Annotated in this window: 16 protein-coding genes; 7 read left to right on the forward strand and 9 right to left on the reverse strand. The window is 72.5% G+C overall.

All coding sequences use genetic code 11. The features are described from left to right. Positions 1–120 precede the first annotated feature (120 nt). Positions 121–561, forward strand: coding sequence for an ATP-binding protein (locus EBN88_RS01285; protein ID WP_122181895.1), 441 nt, complete (start codon positions 121–123; stop codon positions 559–561). A 344-nt stretch (positions 562–905) separates the two neighbouring features. Continuing rightward, on the forward strand, positions 906–1,175 hold the full coding sequence (locus tag EBN88_RS01290) for a hypothetical protein (protein WP_122181896.1): 270 nt from the start codon (positions 906–908) through the stop codon (positions 1,173–1,175). 247 nt (positions 1,176–1,422) lie between these two features. On the opposite strand, the gene EBN88_RS01295 is transcribed toward EBN88_RS01290, so the two are convergent. The 6 genes from EBN88_RS01295 to EBN88_RS01320 form a co-directional block, all read right to left on the reverse strand. Next, entirely contained in the window at positions 1,423–2,271 is an 849-nt protein-coding gene (locus EBN88_RS01295; RefSeq protein WP_122181897.1) for a GntR family transcriptional regulator, read from the reverse strand. Between the two features lie 55 nt (positions 2,272–2,326). Continuing rightward, complete coding sequence (gene hmgA / locus EBN88_RS01300) at positions 2,327–3,691, reverse strand: homogentisate 1,2-dioxygenase (RefSeq protein WP_122181898.1); 1,365 nt, start codon at positions 3,689–3,691, stop codon at positions 2,327–2,329. Between the two features lie 72 nt (positions 3,692–3,763). Beyond that, a complete protein-coding gene (locus EBN88_RS01305; protein WP_122181899.1) occupies positions 3,764–5,071 on the reverse strand; it encodes a tetratricopeptide repeat protein in 1,308 nt (435 codons plus the stop codon). Between the two features lie 413 nt (positions 5,072–5,484). Then, positions 5,485–5,946, reverse strand: coding sequence for a MaoC family dehydratase (locus EBN88_RS01310; RefSeq protein WP_122181900.1), 462 nt, complete (start codon positions 5,944–5,946; stop codon positions 5,485–5,487). A 47-nt stretch (positions 5,947–5,993) separates the two neighbouring features. Then, the gene (locus EBN88_RS01315; RefSeq protein ID WP_122181901.1) at positions 5,994–6,356 is read right to left on the reverse strand and encodes a DUF202 domain-containing protein; all 363 of its coding nucleotides are present in this window, start codon (positions 6,354–6,356) and stop codon (positions 5,994–5,996) included. Beyond that, positions 6,344–6,682, reverse strand: a complete 339-nt coding sequence (locus tag EBN88_RS01320; protein WP_122181944.1) for a YidH family protein — start codon at positions 6,680–6,682, stop codon at positions 6,344–6,346. The genes EBN88_RS01315 and EBN88_RS01320 overlap by 13 nt, the downstream gene beginning before the upstream one ends. Positions 6,683–7,083: 401 nt before the next feature. On the opposite strand from EBN88_RS01320, the gene EBN88_RS01325 reads away from it, so the two are divergent. Next, positions 7,084–8,736, forward strand: a complete 1,653-nt coding sequence (locus EBN88_RS01325) for an FAD-binding dehydrogenase (RefSeq protein ID WP_122181902.1) — start codon at positions 7,084–7,086, stop codon at positions 8,734–8,736. A 163-nt stretch (positions 8,737–8,899) separates the two neighbouring features. On the opposite strand, the gene EBN88_RS01330 is transcribed toward EBN88_RS01325, so the two are convergent. Then, the gene (locus EBN88_RS01330) at positions 8,900–10,711 is read right to left on the reverse strand and encodes a BCCT family transporter (RefSeq protein ID WP_233580374.1); all 1,812 of its coding nucleotides are present in this window, start codon (positions 10,709–10,711) and stop codon (positions 8,900–8,902) included. Between the two features lie 623 nt (positions 10,712–11,334). On the opposite strand from EBN88_RS01330, the gene EBN88_RS01335 reads away from it, so the two are divergent. Continuing rightward, on the forward strand, positions 11,335–12,129 hold the full coding sequence (locus EBN88_RS01335; RefSeq protein ID WP_122181904.1) for an SGNH/GDSL hydrolase family protein: 795 nt from the start codon (positions 11,335–11,337) through the stop codon (positions 12,127–12,129). A 159-nt stretch (positions 12,130–12,288) separates the two neighbouring features. Here EBN88_RS01335 and EBN88_RS01340 read toward each other — a convergent pair whose 3' ends face one another. After that, positions 12,289–12,999, reverse strand: coding sequence for a class I SAM-dependent DNA methyltransferase (locus tag EBN88_RS01340; protein ID WP_122181905.1), 711 nt, complete (start codon positions 12,997–12,999; stop codon positions 12,289–12,291). 58 nt (positions 13,000–13,057) lie between these two features. Continuing rightward, positions 13,058–13,825, reverse strand: a complete 768-nt coding sequence (locus tag EBN88_RS01345; RefSeq protein WP_233580375.1) for a phosphotransferase — start codon at positions 13,823–13,825, stop codon at positions 13,058–13,060. Between the two features lie 378 nt (positions 13,826–14,203). Between EBN88_RS01345 and EBN88_RS01350 the strand changes: the two genes are divergently transcribed. The 3 genes from EBN88_RS01350 (at position 14,204) to EBN88_RS01360 (ending at position 19,583) form a co-directional block, all read left to right on the forward strand. Next, on the forward strand, positions 14,204–15,382 hold the full coding sequence (locus EBN88_RS01350) for a P-loop NTPase family protein (protein ID WP_122181907.1): 1,179 nt from the start codon (positions 14,204–14,206) through the stop codon (positions 15,380–15,382). 78 nt (positions 15,383–15,460) lie between these two features. Then, on the forward strand, positions 15,461–18,535 hold the full coding sequence (locus EBN88_RS01355) for an NACHT domain-containing protein (protein WP_122181908.1): 3,075 nt from the start codon (positions 15,461–15,463) through the stop codon (positions 18,533–18,535). 235 nt (positions 18,536–18,770) lie between these two features. Next, positions 18,771–19,583 (forward strand): helix-turn-helix domain-containing protein, encoded by an 813-nt coding sequence (locus tag EBN88_RS01360; RefSeq protein WP_122181909.1) that lies wholly within the window; start codon positions 18,771–18,773, stop codon positions 19,581–19,583. Positions 19,584–19,587 lie beyond the last annotated feature (4 nt).

Below are 19,587 nucleotides of genomic sequence, written 5' to 3' on the forward strand. Positions count from 1 at the left end.
TGGGGCGGGCCCGGCGAAACCTCGCGAACGCTGCCTAGAAGGCGACGAATCGGGAACGCTCGACCACAGGGAGGTGGCCAGGGCCCCGGACGGGCACCACGGATCAAGGGGAGTGACAGGATGAACGGCATTCGAACGGTGGGACGGGCCGGCGCCCAGGGCAGGGCCGCCGCCGGCGTGGCCGGCACGACCCTGGCGGACGTCTCCCGGGCCCGCGACCTCACCCGCGCCTTCTGCGACAATCTCACCCCCGCCCCGAGCCAGGACCTGGCGGACGCCCTGCTGTTGGCGGTCTCCGAGCTGGTCACCAACGCCCTCCGCCACGGCGGCGGCGGCTTCGCGCTGCGTCTGACCGCCACGCCGGAGGCGGTGGCCGTGGAGGTCGACGACGGCGAGCCGCGCCCGCCGCACGCCCGCAGCCCCGACGTGCTGCGCGGCGGCGGCTTCGGCTGGCCGCTGGTGCTCTCGCTGGCGTCGGGGGTCGCCGTCGTCCCCAGGCCGGGAGGCAAGACGGTGCGGGCCACGTTCCGGCGCGCGGCCGACCTCAACCAGGCCGCCTGACCCGGGAGTCGGGGCGCGCGCCATCCCGCCGTCACAGTGGTTGTCATACCGGTGCTTTGGCGGCCCTTGGGGTGGACACGGCCCTTCTCGGGGCAGAGTGGACGATCGGGATATTAGCCCTTGCGAGTGGATGCCATGATGGTGGTACGGATGGGTCCCGGGAGCCTCAGGAGGCGCCCGGGACCCCGGGGACACGGCGGTTCGCGACGTCCGGCGGGGCGTCGGCGTGTTCGTCAACCCCGTTGCGGGAAAGCTGAATCGTGGGACCGGGATACCCACGTGTCCTTGTGGGGCGTTAGGGTTACCCTGCCCGGACCGGGTGCCGCTGTACGGGTGGGAGAGTCATGAAGCAGATAACAGCGCACGGCAGGCCGCCGCGAGTGCCTGCGATCAACTGCGGGAGCACGGCCAACAGCGCGCGCCTCGACCGTCACCTGAGCGTGCTCGGCGGTCCCGCCGTGCCGGCGGGTGAGACCGAGGAGGCCACCACGCTGATGCGGGAGTTGACCCGCCGCGACCACAAGAGCCCGACCCGGGTCAACCGCACCGCCCGAGTGCTGCTCTTCGCCCCGCTCCGCCGGCTGCGTCGCACGCTCTTCGGCGGGCGCGGCTGAGCCTGGCTGACGCCCCTTTCGACGTTCCCGCCGCCGCCGAGCCCGGTCCGGTCTCCGGCGGCGGCACCCACCCCGGGCGGGCGCCGGGCGACGCCTCCCACGCGTCGCGCTCCCGGTCCCTGGCGCCTCCCGGGACGAGGCCGTGTCCCCACCCTGCGGCGTACTCCCGCCCTGCGGCGGCGCGTTGACGACGCCCGTTCGGCTGCGGGCGCCCGTCGAGCACCGCCCATCCAGCCGAGCCCCCCGTTCAGTTGAGCACGTCGTGCCGCGCGGCCGGCCCGTCCCGTTCACCGTCTGGCTCCTCCGGCTCCTCCGGCTCCGCTTCGCGCTCCGGCGCGCCGCGTTCCGCCTCCACGGTCACCGAGAAGGAGAAGCGGTCGCCCCGGTAGGACATCAGGGCCACGTCCACCACCCGCCCGGTCAGGTCGTGCTCCACGCCCGTGATGTGCAGGATCGGGCTGAGCAGCGGCACCTCCAGCAGCCTGGCCGTGGTGGGATCGGCCAGCCTGGCCTGCGCCGTGTTGTCGACGCGGCCGACCCTGACCCCCGCCACGTCCCGCAGCACCCGCGTCATGGGCCAACGCTCCAGCGCCGAGGGGTCGATGCGGTCGGCGACCTCGGGGTGGATCAGGTTCTCCACCCAGCTCACCGGCTCCCCGTCCGGCGCGGCGCGGCGCAGCCGCCGGAAGCGCACCACCTCGGCGACCCCGGGGAAGTGCTCCACCAGCCCGGTCGGCACCGGCACCGGCACGGGGCCCGGGTCCAGCAGGGTGGTGTGGCCCCCGGACTGCTGGGCGACGATGGTGTCCAACGTGCCCAACAGCCGCACGGGCACCCCGCGTTGGGCCGCCGGCTCGATGAAGGTGCCACGCCTGCGGTGCCGGCTGATCAGCCCCTCGGTCTCCAGCTCCTTCAGGGCCTGCCGCATGGTCAGCACGCTCACGCCGAAGTGCTCGGCGAGCTGCTCCTCGGTGGGCAGGCGCAGCGGCGCGTGGGGCGGGCGCCCGAGTATGGAGGCGCGTAACGACTGGGAGACCTGGTACCACAGCGGGAGCTTGCGGTTCAGGTCGATCGAGTCGGGGGCGAAGACGTTCACGGCTGACGGACTTTCGGGTCGGGAGGCGAACCGGCGCCGGCCCGGCGGGCCCTCGCTACGGTCGCGTCGGGGAGAAACGCTGCTCAAGACCTTGCCACACCTCGTCGTAGCGGCGCTGACGGTGGGAGGCGTCGGCGGCCAGCGCGGTGAGCGCCACCGGCCAACGCGTCTCGAACATGAACGCAAGCCCGTCATCGATCCGTTCCGGGCGCAGCTCGGCCGTGCTGGCCCGCTCGAAGGTGATCCGGTCCGGGCCGTGCGCGGACATCATGGTGTGCAGCGAGCCGCCACCGGGCCGGAAGCCCTCCGCCTTGGCGTCGTAGGCGCCCTCGATCAGGCCCATGTACTCGGTCATCACGTTGCGGTGGAAGTAGGGCGGCCGGAAGGTGTCCTCGCCCACCAGCCAGCGGGGCGCGAAGACCACGAAGTCCACGTTGGCCTGGCCCGGCAGCTCCGACGGCGAGGTCAGCACGGTGAAGATCGAGGGATCGGGGTGGTCATAGCTGATCGAACCCAGCACATTGAACCGGCGCAGGTCATAGAGGTAGGGCACATGGCTGCCGTGCCAGGCCACCACGTCCAGCGGCGAGTGGTCGTACTCGGCGGCCCAGAGCCGGCCGCAGAACTTGGTGACCACCTCGACCGGGCCGCTCGCCTCCTCGTAGGCGGCCGTGGGCGCCAGGAAGTCCCGCGCGTTGGCCAGGCCGTTGGCGCCGATCGGCCCCAGCTCGGGCAGCGTGAACGGCTGTCCGTGGTTCTCGCAGACATACCCGCGCGCCGGCCCCTCGGGCAGCTCCACCCGGAACCGCACCCCGCGCGGGATCAGCGCCACCTGTCCCGGCGAGGCCCGCAGCACGCCCAACTCGGTGCGCAGCAGCAGCGTTCCGCGCTCGGGCACCAGCAGCAGTTCGCCGTCCGCGTCGCCGAACACCCGGTCGGTCATGGGGGAGTTGGCGTGGTAGAGGTGGATCGCCATGCCGGAGCGCAGCCGGGTGTCACCGTTGCCGCCCAGGGTCCACAGCCCGGCGACGAAGTCGGTGCCGGCCGGCGGCTCGGGCAGCGGGTCCCAGCGCATCCGGTTGGGATCGGGCTCGGTCTCCTCGAACGGCGCGCCGCGCAGCGAGCCGTTGCCGATCCGGTGGAACGGCGGATGCGCGGCCGAGGGGCGCAGACGATAGAGCCACGAGCGCCGGTTGTGCGCCCTCGGCTCGGTGAACGCGGTGCCGCTGAGCTGCTCGGCGTAGAGCCCCAGGGGCGCGCGCTGGGGCGAGTTGCGCCCCACAGGGAGCGCCCCCGGCACCGCCTCGCTGCTGTGCTCGTTGCCGAACCCGGTCAGATAGCGCGGCGCCCCCTGGTCCCAGTCGGGGCTCGGCCGTTCGCCGGCGGTCGACGCCGCCGTGGTCGCCTCGTCGGTGTCCATCACACACTCCCGCCGCCGCTGATTCCTCTGATGGTGCGCAGGAATTGACGGTAGGAACGCCGGTCGGGCAAGTCAACGACCCTGCGGAGTCCGGCTCAACAACTCAGCCGTCTGCCGACGGTTGCGATACGGGTGCAACGCCTGGCGCATCGCGCGCAACGCCTGCTCGGCGTCGCCGGACCGCAGCCGCTCCCGCCCGTCGAGGAATCCGCTCCACGCCGCGCACGCCTCGTCCAGCCGGCCGGCCCGCAGCAGGAGTTGGCCGAATCTCGCCTGTGTCAGCGCCCGGCCGCGCAGGTCGGAGGGCGAGCGTTCCACGGCCGAGCGCCGCAGCGCGCCCAGCGCGCCCGGCAGGTCGCCCAGGGCCTCCAGCACCCCGGCCGTCTGGAAGTGCAGCGCGGCGGTCGGATAGCTGTCGAACGGGGCGCCGGCACCGCCCGCCTGCTCGGCCGCCCGCTCCGCCCGGCCGAGCACGGCGAGGGCCTCCCTGCGGTCCCCGCTGCGGGCCAGCACCACCGCCAACTGCGTGCCCACATACGCCTGGTGCGCCGGCGGAGCGCCGTGCGCCCCCTGCTGCGCCGCCTCCGCCAGCTGGAGCGCCGAGGGCAGATGCCCCAGGCGCTGCGCCTGCGCGCTCATCGCGCGCAGCACCACGCTCCAGGCGGTGCGGTCCCCGGACTCCCCGGCCAGCCGCTGCGCGTAGTTGTAGTAGCGCTGGGCCACGCCGTGCAGCAGCCCGTCCTCGTACATGCGGGCCAGCAGGAAGGCCAGCCGGCTGGCCAGCACCAGCAACTCGGCCCGCATCCTGGGCGTCTGCCGGGACCCGAGCAGCGGCACCACGTCGTCGGCCAGATAGGCGGAGAGCGCGCTGCGGGCGTGCCGGCCGCCGTGGGAGTCGATCGAGGTGGCGAAGAACTCCACCGCGTCGTGCAGCGCCTTGGTCTCCTCGGCGCGCTGGCCCAGGCCCCTGAACCGCGCTGGCCCCTGCGGCGGATGCGGCACCACGGCGTCCGCGACCCGGTAGGGGCGCTGGTGCAGCGGCACCCGGCGGGCGGCGTCGGCGTCCGAGCGGCAGAGCGCGGTGAAGCCGGTGACCGGGTCGATCGGCGGGCCCTCGCTGGCGACGTCGGCGAACCCGGCCGCCTCCGGGGTGATCGCCCGGCCGATCCGTCGGGACAGCGCCTCGGCGGCGAGTTGGGGCACCGGGTGGCGGGGCTGGGTGCCCGACAGCCAGTGCGCGACGGCGGTGCGGTCGTAGCGGAGCGTGGAGCCGATCTCGGCCCCCAGGATGTTGACGGAACGCGCCAGCGCCTCCTGTGTCCAACCGGCCTCGGTGAGCAAGGCGCGCAGCCGGTGGTTCGGCCCCTGCCGCTTCTTCATGCCTCCAGTGGTCTCACGCCGGGGGCGCGAGTCGCCAGGGCGCATGGAGGCATGGGGCGCGGTCGCTCTGCACCCCGATCACACGATCGAGTTGCTTTTGGGGCATTCGGTCATGCTCAAGTGGCGTGCGGCGACACGGTGGTTGACCGTATGGGCATGAATGATCCGAACGCGTATGCCACGGTCGTCCGTCCGCCCAAGCCGTCCGAGACCGCGAACCCCCGGAACGCGCCCGCGCGTTGGGCCCCCGAGGCGGACGAGCGGTCCGTTCCCTCGGCCGTCGCCGTTGACCGTCGGACCGTGGGCGGGTGACGGCTGTCCGTTGACCGCCGTCGGTTGACCGCCGTCGGTGGAACGTCGCCCGCCCGGCCCGGCGTCCCGCCACCGCCGGGGCCGGGCCCCGCAGGTGGCGGTCAGGGGAGGAAGCGGGTGACGGTCTCCGCCGCGCAGACCGGCTTCTCGCCGCCCTCCCGCTCCACGGTGACCGCCAGGGTGAGCTGCCAACCGTCGCGCACCGGCTCGGCGTTGACCACCGAGCCCCGGGCCCGCACCCGGGAGCCCACCGGGAGCGGGGCGGGGAAGCGCACGCGGTTGCTGCCGTAGTTGATGGCCATCCGCACGCCTTCCACGCGCAGCAGCTGGGGGGTCAGCACGGGCAGCAGCGCCAACGTCAGATAGCCATGGGCGATCGTTGACCCGAAGGGGCCGTTCGCCGCCCGTTCCCGATCGGTGTGAATCCACTGGTGATCGCCGGTGGCCTCCGCGAACTGGTCGATCCTGCGCTGGTCGACGAGCAGCCAGTCGCTCGGGCCCAGCGGCTCGCCGATCGCCTCCGGCAGGGCGTCGGGCGAGGAGATGATCCGTGGTTCAGCCATCCGGCCAGAATACTCAGCGGTAGCCACGCGGGGGAGGGGTCGGCGGATCAGCCCGAAGCGGTCACCAGCCACACCCCGGCCAGCACCGCCAGCGCGATCACGCTCCCGGCGGCGAGCAGCACGGTGCCAGGGCCCACGCTCCGGTCGCCCGACCTGGCCAGCGAGACGATCCGCCGCTGGGTCAACACCAGGAAGCCGGCCCAGACCAGTGCCGCGCCGGCCACCGCCAACCCGCCGGCCAGCGCCCCCGAGTCCGCCATCACCACCCCGCGCCCCGCGAGCACCAGGGTCAGCGCGAAGGCCAGGGTGGTCCGCCGCCAGGCCAGCCGGGTGCGTTCCTCCTGCCCCTCGCCGGCCCGCCGCCCCTCGCCCGCGCGTCCCGCCGAATCCTCGGGCTCTAGTGGGGCCACAGCAGGGCCCCGATGACCAGCAGCGCCGTGAGCACCGTGCCCACCGAGAGCACGGCGGGGAACCGGCTCAACGGCAGGTCGTCGCCGCGCCGTATGGCCCGCTCGGTGCGCACCCAGTGGTCGACCGCGCGCACCGCGCACAGCGCGCCGCACAGCACCAGCAGCAGCGCCACGGCCGTCCGGAACGCCCACGGCAGCTCGGTCAGGAACTGCTGCACCGCGATCCCGCCGGCGAGCAGCGCCAGGGCGGTCCTCAACCAGGCGAGAAACGTGCGCTCGTTGGCGAGCGAGAACCGGTAGTCCGGCGTCTTCCCCTCGTTCCGCATCCGCTGGGGGGAGAACCACCACCGCACGGCATCCCACGTTCGTCCGATCACGCCCCCGACCCTAGGTCGTGTCCGTAGAGTCTCGTCGGATCAGACCGCGGCGTTGGACGCGGTGCGTCGCAAGGCGCCGGATCGCAGCTCATACCTGGCCGTGTTCGCGCGATGCGGTAACGCGGCGAGGTGCCGCGTATGGCGTCGCGGACCCGGCGAGACTTTACGAACACGGCCTAGGGCCTGGCCGTTCAGAATCGGCCACCGAACGCCCGATCACCTGCACAAGCCGCCCATGACCGATCCATGCATCGCTGCCTCGATCGATCTGCTCTTCTCCGGTCCTCGCGGTTGACGACCCGCTTCCGGGCCACCCAGGATCACTATCGATCGAACGGGAGGATCGTGGGATGGCATATGACGCCGACGTGATCGTGATCGGCGCCGGGCTCGCCGGCCTGGCGGCCACGGCCGAACTGGCCGACGCCGGGCGCAAGGTCATCCTGCTGGACCAGGAGCCGGAGGCGTCCGTCGGCGGCCAGGCCCACTGGTCCTTCGGCGGCCTCTTCCTGGTGAACTCCCCGGAGCAGCGCAGGCTTCGGGTGCGCGACAGCCACGAACTGGCCTGGCAGGACTGGCTGGGCACCGCCGGCTTCGACCGGCGCGAGGACCACTGGCCGCGCCGCTGGGCCGAGGCCTACGTGGACTTCGCCGCCGGCGAGAAGCGCTCCTGGCTGCACGGCATGGGCGTGCGGTTCTTCCCCGCCGTGGGCTGGGCTGAACGCGGCGGCTACGACGCCTCGGGGCACGGCAACTCCGTGCCCCGTTTCCATGTCACCTGGGGCACCGGGCCCGGCGTGGTGGCCCCGTTCGAACGCCGGGTCCGCCGGGCCGCCGAACGGGGCCTGGTGGACCTGCGGTTCCGCCACCGGGTCAGCGGGCTGGCGCGCACCGGGGGAGAGGTGGACACCGTCCTGGGCGAGGTGCTGGCCGAGGACACCGCGCGGCGCGGCGTCGCCAGCAACCGGGAGGTGATCAGCGCCTTCGAACTCCGCGCCCAGGCCGTGATCATCACCTCCGGCGGCATCGGCGGCAACCCGGACCTGGTCCGCGCCGCCTGGCCCGAACGCCTGGGCAGCCCGCCGGCCCACCTGCTCAGTGGGGTTCCGGCCCATGTGGACGGGATGATGCTGGGCATCGCCGAACGCGCCGGCGCGCGACTGATCAACCGCGACCGGATGTGGCACTACACCGAGGGCATCACCAACTGGGACCCGATCTGGGCCCACCACGGCATCCGCATTCTGCCCGGGCCGTCCTCCCTCTGGCTGGACGCCAGGGGCCAACGGCTGCCGGTCCCGCTCTTCCCCGGCTTCGACACCCTGGGCACCCTGGAGCACCTCAGGCGCACCGGGCACGACCACAGCTGGTTCATCCTCACCCGGAAGATCGTCGAGAAGGAGTTCGCGCTCTCCGGCTCCGAGCAGAACCCCGACCTGACGGGGAAGAGCGTCCGCCAGGTCCTCGGCAGGGCCCGCTCCGGCGCCCCGGCCCCGGTGCGGGCGTTCCTCGAACGCGGCCCCGACTTCGTCGTGGAGCACGAACTCGGCGCGCTGGTCCGGGGGATGAACGCGGTCACCGGCGAGAAGCTGATCGACGAGTCCGAACTGCGCCGCCAGATCGAGGCCCGCGACCGGGAGATCGGAAACCGCTTCACCAAGGACCTCCAGATCACCGCGATGCGCGGCGCGCGGAGCTACCTCGGCGACCGACTGATCCGGATCGCCAGCCCGCACCGGCTGCTCGACCCCAAGGCGGGGCCGCTGATCGCGGTGCGGCTGCACATCCTCACCCGCAAGACGCTCGGTGGTCTGGAGACGGACCTCTCGGGTCGGGTGCTCACCGACGGCGGCGAGCCGCTGCCCGGCGTCTACGCGGCCGGCGAGGCGGCGGGCTTCGGCGGCGGGGGGATGCACGGCTACCGCTCGTTGGAGGGCACCTTCCTCGGCGGCTGTCTCTTCTCCGGCCGGACGGCCGGTCGGGCGGCGGCCAAGGCTATCTGACCGAACCGACCGATCCGGCCGGGCCCCTGCGGCACCCGCCGACCGCCAACCCGAGCCCGCGCGCCCTGCGTTGCCCCGAGCGCGCGGGACCCGGGGCGGCCGGCGTCGAGCCGACAGCCCCGGGCCCCGTCGCGCTGTCGCCGGCCCCTCGGGCCGGCGCCCGTCAGGGCTTGGACGGACCGGTGCCCCCCGCCGAACCGCTCTCGTTCTCGTCCGAGGACGCGCCGTCCACGCCGCCGGAGGACTCGGCGATCACGGCCGTCGACCCCGCCTCGGCCACCGCGCCGTTCTCGACGGTGCCCGGGCCGATCCGGATCTCGAAGTCGCCCGCGTACTTCTCGCTGCCCGCGATGACGGCCATCTCCACGACCTCCTCGCCCTTGCGCTCGCGCAGCACCAGGGCATCCCTGCGCAGATCCTTCATCAGCGCGAAGCAGAGGCCCACCATCACCAGGGTGAAGGGCACCGCCGCCAGGATCGTGAGGTTCTGTAGGCCGGCGAGGGCCGGGTTGTCGCCCTCCTCACCGCCCTCGCCGCTGCCCACCAGGAGCATGATCGCGGCGACCGCACCGGTGAGCGCGCCCCAGAAGATGACGACCAGCCGGTGCGGCTCCTGGGAGCCCTTCTGCGAGAGGGTGCCCATCACGATGGAGGCCGCGTCGGCGCCGGAGACGAAGAAGATGCCGACCAGGATCATCACCAGCAGCGAGGTGACCGTGGCGATCGGATACTCGGCGAGCACCGTGAACAGCTGTGCCTCCTCGCCGCCCTGCCCGGCCACGTCGACGCCGCTCTCCTGCACCCGCATCCCGGTCCCGCCGAAGATCGCGAACCACACGAGGCTGACGGCGCTCGGCACCAGGATCACGCCGCCGACGAACTGGCGGATCGTGCGGCCACGGCTGATCCGGGCGATGAACATGCCGACGAACGGCGTCCAGGAGATCCACCACGCCCAGTAGAAGACGGTCCAGCCGGAGAGCCAGCCGGCCACGTCCTCGCCGCCGCTGGCCTCGGTGCGGGCCGCCATCTGCGGCAGCTGGTCGATGAACGAGCCGACCGAGGTGGGGATGAGATCCAGAATGATCACGGTCGGGCCGGCCACGAAGACGAAGATCGCCAGCACGGCCGCCAGCACCATGTTGATGTTGGACAGCCACTGGATGCCCTTGGCCACACCGGAGACCGCCGAGAGCACGAAGGCCGCCGTCAGGAAGGCGATGATCGCCACCAGCAGGCCCTCGCCCACATCGCTCATCCAGTCGAGTTCCTCTATCCCGCTGCCGATCTGGAGCGCGCCCAGACCGAGCGAGGCGGCCGAGCCGAAGAGGGTGGCCACGATGGCCAGGATGTCGATGACCTTGCCGACGCCTCCGTTGGCGCGTCGCTCTCCTATCAGCGGGGTGAAGACCGCGCTGATCGTCTGCCGCCGCCCACGCCGGTAGGCGCTGTAGGCGATGGCCATGCCGACGACCGCGTAGATCGCCCAGGGGTGCAACGTCCAGTGGAACAGCGTGGTCGCCATGGAGGTGGCCATCGCCTCGCCCGAGTCACCGGGGGAGGTGCCCGGGGGCGGGGTCACATAGTGGCTGATCGGCTCGGCGACCCCCCAGAACATGAGCCCGATGCCCATGCCCGCGCTGAACATCATCGCCACCCAGGACACGGTCCTGAACTCGGGCTCCTCGCCCTCCTTGCCCAGGGTGATCCGGCCGTAGCGGCTGGCCGCCAGCCAGAGCGCGAACACCACGAACCCGGAGGCGGCGAGGACGAAGCCCCATCCGGCGTTCTTGATGATGCTGTTCAACGCGTCGCTCGATGCGTCGGCCAGCGAGTCGGTGGCGACGGCTCCCCAGATGACAAAGGCAAGAGTGACCGCTGCGGACACGCCGAACACCACGGGATCCGTCCGTGGCTTTGCGAAGGCGGCCCGCGTGGGCTCTTCCCATGTCGGTGAGTTCTTATCGCCTGGCACGCGATTCCACCTATCTGTAATCGTTATCTTCCCTGGTCAGGACAGGTACCTGCACAGGGCAAGCGGTTGGGTACGCGGGGGCGGCTACCCGTGCTCGACAGGCCCATGCGCGAAGGTTATCGACCCGAGACCTCAGCCGATCGCGGAAAGTGACCGCACTGCTGCAAAAGGTAGCGGGTGGGTCTGACAATGCCCGCGATTGCGGGGTCCCGGGGGGATCTCGGCGCCGCCCCGCTGGCGGCTCTGTGACGCGAATGACACCGGAGAACGGTGGGGCTGGTGGGACCGACGGGGTCGGTGGGGCGGTGGGCTTGGATGCGGGTGCGGCGGGTCTGGTCAGGCGGGGCGGTGTGGGCCCGGAGACTCCGACCGTCCGCTCGGTGGCCGGTGCTCGGTGCTCGGTGCTCGGTGACCGGTGGCCGGTGCCCGGTGCCTGGCCTTGGCCTTGACCGGTGACCGGACATCAGCTGGCCATTGATGAAAGCCAGTTGACCTGGGGGCGGCGGGGGTCGGTCAACGGGATGAAGTGAACGTCCAATGCCGCTCGTTATTGACATGCCCACTTCCATCAACGCGCGTTGCTTGGTACAAACAGTGCCACAGCGACCCCCCATGGAGGTTCCGTGAGACTGACCAGACGCCTGTCGGCCGTCGCCGCACTGATCTTCGGCGTCGTGCTGACGCTGATGGGCGCCGGCCCGGCACAGGCAGCAGCCCCCGCCTATGTGGCCCTCGGGGACTCGTACTCCTCGGGCAACGGTGCCGGCAACTACATCGACTCCAGCGGCAACTGCCACCGGAGCAACAACGCCTATCCCGCCCTGTGGGAGCGGGCGAACAACCCCTCCAGCTTCTCCTTCGTGGCCTGCTCCGGGGCCGTCACCAGCGACGTGACCGGCTCCCAGGTGAGCGCGCTCAACTCCTCCACCGGCCTGGTGAGCATCACCATCGGCGGCAACGACGCCGGATTCGCCGATGTGATGACGACCTGCGTGCTCGGTTCCGACAGCACCTGCCTGAACCGGATCAACACGGCTCGCAACTTCGTCAACAGCACCCTGCCGGCCCGCCTTGACAGCGTGTACAACGCCATCAAGTCCCGGGCGCCCAACGCGCATGTGGTGGTCCTCGGCTACCCCCGCTTCTACACCGAGCCCTCCGGCATCTGCCTGGGGCTCAGCCAGACCAAGCGGCAGGCCATCAACGACGCCTCCGACCTGCTCAACTCCGTGATCTCCGCCCGGGCCTCGGCCCACGGCTTCACCTTTGGCAACGTGGCAGCCGCCTTCGACGGCCACGAGCTGTGCTCGGGCGACGACTGGCTCCACGACCTGGCGCTTCCGACCTGGGAGGCCTACCACCCGACCGCCCTGGGGCACTCGGCCGGCTACTACCCGGTCCTCAACGCCAACGACTGACCCGGCAAGGGCGCGCGACGCCGTGCCCTGCGCTTCCGTCGATGTGGCCGGCGGGGTCCCCGCCCCGCCGGCCACACCGACGCGTCGACGGCGGAACCGCCCCGCCGACGGCGGGAGTTGGCCCTCGGCTCGGCTCGGCTCGGCTCGGCTCGGCTCGGCTCAGGCCGGCCCGGGGCGGTGGGCGAGGATGTAGCCCTGCTGGCCCCGGCCGCGCGCGGGACGCTCGTCCTCGTCCGGCTCTCTGACCAGGTGGGCGTCCACCGCCAAGCCGGCCTCCGTCAACATGGCGATGACGCGGTCGACGGGGAACCAGTAGACGTCGAGGTCCACCGCGTGGCCGTAGCCGTGCTCCAGACGATGCCGGCGATCGCCCACCTTGAAGGCATGGATCAGCCGCCCGCCCGGCGCCAGGACGCGACGGAACTCGGCGAAGACCGCCGGCAGTTCCTCCGGCGGGGTGTGAACCGTGGAGTACCAGGCGACCACGCCCCCCAGCGAACCGTCCGCCAGGTCGAGGTCGTGCATCGCGCCCACCTCGAACCGCAGCCCCGGGTGGGCCCTCCTCGCCACCGCGACCATCTCGGGGGAGAGGTCGATCCCGAACATGCCGGACACCCCGAGGCCGTGTAGATAACCGGTGATCCGCCCGGGGCCACAGCCGAGATCGGCCACCGGAAGCCCGCTTCCGCCGCTCTGGACCAGCTCGGCGAACGCCCCCAACAGGGCGCGTTCCAGCGGTCTGCGGTCCAGGTCCCTCCCGAGCAGCCGGGCATAGTCCTCGGCGACCGTGTCGTAGGCGGTGCGGGTGCGGGCGGTGTGGGGCGGCCGTGAGCCGGCGGGCGGCGGGGGAGAGGAGGCGCGACGAGACATACGGAGAGTGTAGGCATGGGGTCTGACAGTGACTGTCCGTCGTCGGTGGCGGGTGCGCTCACTCCAGGAGGGCGCCGCGCAGCGCCTCGCGCTGTTCCCGCTGCCACCGCTGGACTCGGTCCCAGCGCGCCCAGCCGCCGCTCTTGGCCATCGCCCGTTGGTAGACGGGGTCGCCGTTGGCCAACCGCCCGGCGACAAAGGCGCGTCCGACGGCAGTGGCCTGCTCGATGGCCTCCGGGAGGTCCGCGCGTTCCCGAGGTGTCAGCCCGTAGCCGTCCACGAGCACCCGCACACGGTCGATCGGTTCCAGACCGTCGGGGTAGGAGCCGGCGCGGGACCGTGGGTCGACCATCGGCGCCCAGTAGCGAGCGGCCTGCGCGACGTCCCACAGCGGGCGGCCGGGCGCCGCCAGGTCGAAGTCGATCAGGGCCACGGCTCGGCCGTCGCGGAAGACGGTGTTCTCCGGGCACACGTCGTTGTGGCAGAGCACGGTGCCGCCCCGGGGATCGGCGAGTTCCGTGCTCCAGCGCGTCGACGCGTCGGGCGGCAGCCCGACGGAGGCGTCGTGCAGCCGCCGGAGCAACTCGCCCACCGAGCGCAGCGCGGCCTCGCTCATCGCCCAGTCGGGGAACGGCGGGAGCGGCACATCACCCGGCACGAAGCTCAACCGCTCGCGCCCGTCCGGTCCGATCGCCAGGGGCTCGGGCACGCCGTCCAAGCCTCGGGCCCGGAGGGCGGCGAGGTGGGCGTGGAGCGCCCTGGCCTGGGGCGGAGCCGGGCGGTCCACACGATCGCCCCGGCGGAAGACCGCGCCGGCGTTGGCCATGCCGCCCGCGAGCCGCACCGGCTCCTCGACGGGGTCATCGGATGTCGGGTCGTGGTCGCGATCGCCGGGCGTGGCGGCCATGAAGGACCTGCCTTCCGTGGGAGGTGGGGGCGGCGGGGGCGACGGGGTGGGGCCCGCCGCCCGGCCGTGCCGAAGCTTCGGGACGATCGCTGCCTGCCCCAACCGCCGGCGGCACGCCGGCCGTTCGCACCATGCCGCCGCCCCAGGGCGTGGCGGCGCGTGGCGCCGGCACGTGACGTGGCCACGCGTGCGAGGCGGCGGCTGGCGGACGATCATCACCGCACCATGTTGAACCAGCGGCCACCGCACGGGAATCCCGTGGCGCACCGCCCACCGGGGGCGCGATACTCCGGGCTCGTGAACGCTCCGCTGTCCGGTTCCGGCACCCCCTTTCCCGTTCTCTGGCTCTGTGGACCGCCCGGGGTCGGCAAGTCGACCAGCGGATGGCTGCTCTACCAGCGGATCGCCGCCGCCGGCACACCGGTTGGATATGTGGACATCGACCAGCTGGGCATGATCTACCCGGAGCCGGAGGGCGACCCGGGGCGCTACCGGCTGAAGACCGCGAACCTGGCCTCGCTGGCCGCCAACCACCGCCTCGCCGGCGCCCGTTGCCTCGTCGTCTCCGGCGTGGTGGACCCGCTCCTCGGCGTCGATCGAGGCCAGCTGCCCGGGATCGACCTGACTCTGTGCGGACTGACCGCGCCCCCCGATGAGCTGAGCCGACGCTGTCTCGGGCGAGGCACCCTGCCGGAGGAGCTGGCCCGGGTCCTCGCCGAGAACGAGGAGTTCGAACGCGCTGGCCTGGTGGATCGCCGCGTCGACACCGGCGGCCTCCCGCCCGCGAAGGTCGTCGAACGGGTCCTCGCCGACTGGCGCCCACCCGCGCCCGCGAGCGACGGGCAACCGGCGCCGAACCCGCCCGCGCCCACGCCCGCTTCCCCCAACGGCCCAGTCGCGACGCTGCTGCTCTGCGGCGCTCGCGGGGTGGGCACCTCGACCGTCGGCTGGGAGGTGGCGCAACGACTCCAGAGGGCCGGGCTCCGCACGGGCTTCGTCGACCTCGGACAGGTCGGATTCCTCCAACCCGCGCCCGTGGACGGCCCCGGGGCGCATCGCCTCAGGTCCGCGAATCTGGCGGCCCTGCTCGGCCGGTACGCGACCCGGGGCACCCGCCATCTGGTCGCGGTCGGGTCCCCACGCACCGAGGATGACCTGGCGGAGTACCGGCGTGCCCTGGCCGGGAACCCGCTCACCGTCGGTCGGCTGACCGCCGGCCCCGAAACGCTCGCCGACCGTGTGCGCCGCCGTGGCGCCGGAGAGGGCCCGCAACTGCCCGGTGACCTGCTCATCGGTCGGTCCGAGGAGGAACTGGCCGCGATCGCCGCCGAGTCCGCGCGCGAGGCCCGGCGGCTCGCCGACGCCGCGCTCGGTGACCTGGCCCTGGACACCGACGACCGGAGCGTCGGAGAGATCGCCGACGTCATCCTCCGGCTCTGGGGCCACGCCCCAAGGACAGCCGTGCCCTCCCTCTGACGGGCTGTCGCGAACTCGTCGGGAAACGCCTCCGCGCCCAGGTGACGGACCGTATTCTCCTCGGTGGGAGGGACGACGATGGACGTGGCGAGCGTGGGGGTGCGCCTCGGCTCGGGGGTGGTCGCGCCGCTGGTGCGGCGGCTGTTCAAGAACCCGGGACCGGGGGCCGGCCTGGTCGACAAGCCGGTGCGGATCGACGAGCTGGTGTCCTTCCGAGGCGAGAAGCGCACCCTCGGCGAACGCGAAATGGCCAAGCTCGCCCGCGAGTTGGTCGATCGCGGCCTCAAGGCGCTGGGCACCGAGGGCGCCGCCCTGGCCGAGGAGCGCCCGGCGCTGGAGACGGCCCTCGCCGAGACCCTGCACGGCCTGGGCCGGCTCGACATGGACGACGCGCAGGCGGTCAGACTCGGGGCGGATCGACTCGCGGAGACCCTGCCCGACCGCTCGCGCGAACTGTCCGCCGCCGGCGAGGCGTTCTACCGCGCCCTGGTCCGACTGGCCTGCCTGCACATCGTGGACTTCTTCAGCAAACGCTCGACCTTTGTCGCCCGCACCCTGGTCGAACAGACCCGCCAGAACGAGCGGTTGATCGCCACCCTGGACCTGCTGATCGAGCGCCTGCCGCCACGTTCGACGGAGGACGGCGGCTTCGAGGATCGCTACCGGCGCTATGTGGCCGGACGGCATGGCACGCTGACCATCTTCGGCCTCGACAGGGACGACGAATGGCCGTTGGATGACGCCTATCTGTCGCTGGAGGCCACCCGTCGTGAACCAGGGCACGAGATGCCCGTGGTCGAACGCGCGGAGCGCGCGCTCGCCGGGCTCGACCGGGTGCTGCTGCGCGGGGGCGCCGGCTCCGGCAAGACCACGCTGGTGCAATGGCTGGCCGTCACCACCGCCGCCGACACGGTGCCCCCCGGGCTCAACCACCTGCTGGGTCGCGTTCCCTTCGTCCTCCCGTTGCGCACCCTCGCGCGGGGCGACCGCGAACTGCCGGGCCCCGGCGACTTCCTCTCGGCGGTCAACTGCCCCCACACTCCGCCGGCCGGATGGGCGGAGCGGGTGCTGGCGGCGGGCCGGGCCCTGCTGCTGGTGGACGGCATCGACGAGATCCCCGAGGAACGGCGCCCGGCCACGCGGGCCTGGCTGCGGGAGATGCTGCGGGAGTTCCCAGGCAACGTGTGGCTGGTCACCGGCCGACCGGCCGCCGTGGCCGAGGACTGGCTGGCCCGCGAGCGGTTCGTCGAACTCGCGCTGGCGCCCCTGAGCCCGGCTGACGTCGGCGCCCTGATCCACCGCTGGCATCGCGCGGCGCGGGGCGAGGAGGCGGAGGCGCACGCGCTGCTCCGCGCGGTGCGAGGCCGCCAGGATCTGGCCAGGCTGGCCACCAACCCGCTGATGTGCGCCGTGATGTGCGCGCTGCACCACGCCAGCCACGGCTACCTCCCGAGAGGGCGCGAGGCGCTCTATGAAGCGGCGCTGCGGATGCTCCTGGAGCGGAGGGACCGCCAGCGCCAGGTCACCCACAGCATCACCCTGGACGCCGCCTCGGCGACCCAGCTGCTCCAGAAGCTCGCCTACTGGCTGATCCGCAACGGCGACTCCGAGATGGACCGACCCGACGCCGTCGCCGTCATCGACGGCGCGCTGCCCTCGATGCCGCAGGTGAGGCAGCAGGGCTCGGCCGAGGACGTCTACCGTCATCTGCTGGAACGCTCCGGCCTGTTGCGCGAACCCGCCGAGGGACTGGTGGACTTCGTCCACCGCACCTTCCAGGACTACCTCGCGGCGCGCGAGGCGGTCGAGGCCAGGGACCTTCCGCTGCTGGTGAAGAACGCGCACCGCGACCAGTGGGAGGACGTCGTCCGCATGGCCGTCGCCCACGGACGCCCCGAGGAGCGCGCCCGGCTGCTGAGACTCCTGGTCAGGCGCGGCGACCAGGTCAAGCGTCACCGCCTGCGGCTCCACCTGCTGGCGGCCGCCTGCCTGGAACACGCCACCCAACTCGCCCCCGAGGTGCGGGAGCTGGTCACCGCCCGGCTGACCGAGCTGCTGCCGCCCCGCACCTGGAACGAGGCGGTCGCGCTGGCCCAGACCGGCTCGGTGGTGCTGGAACTGCTGCCGGGGCCGGCGGAGTTGACCTCGGACGAGGAGCGGCTGGCCGTCTTCGAGACCATGCGCCTCGTCGGTGGCGACGTCGCCCTGAACCGCCTGGTCGAGTTCTGCGGGTGCGGTGACGGGGAGGTGGAGCGACGCCTCGCGCTCTGCTGGACCAACTTCGAGCCCGGGTCCTACGCCGAGACCGTCCTGCCCCGACTGCGCCCTGGCGAACCGGTGCTCGTCACCCGTGCCGAGGAGCTTCCCCACCTCGCCCGCACCCGCACTCCTTACACGACCCATGGCTTCGCCCCCGAGCAGCTGGTATCCGCTGGGGTGGCGGATCGTTGCGTGCGGTTGAGTGTCACCGACCCCGTCGATCTCGCCGTGCTCGGGCGGTTGAGTGCCCTCCGGGAGCTGAGACTCGGGCGGGGCGTGCGAGTCCGGGACGTGTCGTTCCTGAAGGGCCTGGGCCTGCGGGCCATCGAGCTGGAGATGTCGGAGGAGCAGCCGTTGCGCGGTCTTCAGGATCTCGACGATCCGGAGACGCTTGTGGTCTGGGCCTACGCGCCGCTGTCCAGGTTGCCGCGGCGGGTCCCCGTCACCTGGCTGACCTGTGTGGAGAACTTCGGGAGCCTGACTCCCGTGCGGGAGTGGCCACGGCTGCGGACCGTGGCCTTCGCGAGCGGCCTGCGCAGGCTGCGGCCGGAGGACTGGCGAGCGCTGAGCGCCGTGGAGCGTCTGGAGACCCTCTACTGCTGGGGTGAGTTGGGGGAGAACCTGTTGGAGTCCGGCGTGGTCCTGACGAACATCCGCCAACTCGGCTTCCACTCGCTGCCACCGGGGCTGGATCTGTCCCGGCTGGCCGACGCCGCTCCCCGCCTGGAGCGCCTCGGCCTGGCCGGGGGAGCCGGCGTGGACCTGACGCCCCTCGCGAGGCTGCCCGGCCTGGGCCAGGTGACGCTCCTTGAGACGGAGTCCGTCAGCGGAGCCGACGCGCTGAGCGGGGTGACCGTGCGGCACAGCTGCTCCCGCTACCGGTCGACCCGCTGAGGACGTCCGTGAGCGGGGACGCGCTACCGCGACATACGGTCGGCCCCGACCGGCCGACCGGATCACGTCCCGCACCCAGGCGAGCAACCTACGCACCGGGCGTCACCAACCTCCCGAGACAGAACACCCAGGCCAGGCGCTCACCGGGGAGTTGAGGTCGGGGGAGTGGTGGCCGTGATCGTCATGGCGCGGTCACGTCCGATCGGGGGCCGGTGCTTCGGGTTACGCTGCGGGCATGGATGGGGCGCGGGGATCGCGGGTCGGGGCGCTGTTGCGGGAGTGGCGGCGGCGGAGAAGGCTGAGCCAGCTGGAGTTGTCGCTACTCGCCGAGACCTCGACGCGGCACCTGTCCTGTGTCGAGACGGGGAAGGCGCGGCCCAGTCGGGAGATGGTGCTGCGGCTGGCGGACGCGCTCGACGTTCCCCTCCGTGAGCGCAACTCCCTGCTCCTGGCGGCCGACTACGCGCCCGCCTACCGGGAGAGCGAGTGGGAGGACCAGGAGCTGACCCAGATCCGCGCCGCGTTGGACCAGATGTTGGCCGCGCACGAGCCGTATCCGGCCGTTGTCCTCGACCGCTACTGGAACGTTCGGGTCGCCAACCGGGCGATGCGCTCGCTCCTGGCCGACGTCCCGCCCCGGCTCCACGAGCCCACGCCGAACGTCTTCCGCCTGGTGCTGCACCCCGAGGGTTTGGCCGCCCGACTGGTGAACCTGGCCGAGGCCAGGGGCCACTTCCTGGGGTACCTGGGGCGCCAGGTCGACGGCACGGGTGACCCTCGGCTCCGCGCGCTCCTTGAGGAGGTGCGTTCCTATCCCCGGCCGGAGGGGCACCGGGAGGACGGGGCGTTCCTGCCGTCGGCCGTGCCGATCCAGGTTCCGTTGCGGGTGCGGTCGCCGCTGGGGGAGTTGGCGCTCTTCGGCACGATGGCGACGTTCGGCGCGCCGGCCGATGTGACGTTGTCGGAGTTGGCGATCGAGTTGTTCTACCCGCTGGATGAGCGGACCGCCGACGCGTTGCGGCGGGCGGCCGCCGAGGCGGTCGGGTGACCGG

Origin of the sequence: Streptomyces triticirhizae, assembly GCF_003696235.1 — a bacterium.
In the GTDB taxonomy this organism is placed as follows: Bacteria; Actinomycetota; Actinomycetes; order Streptomycetales; family Streptomycetaceae; genus Streptomyces; species Streptomyces triticirhizae.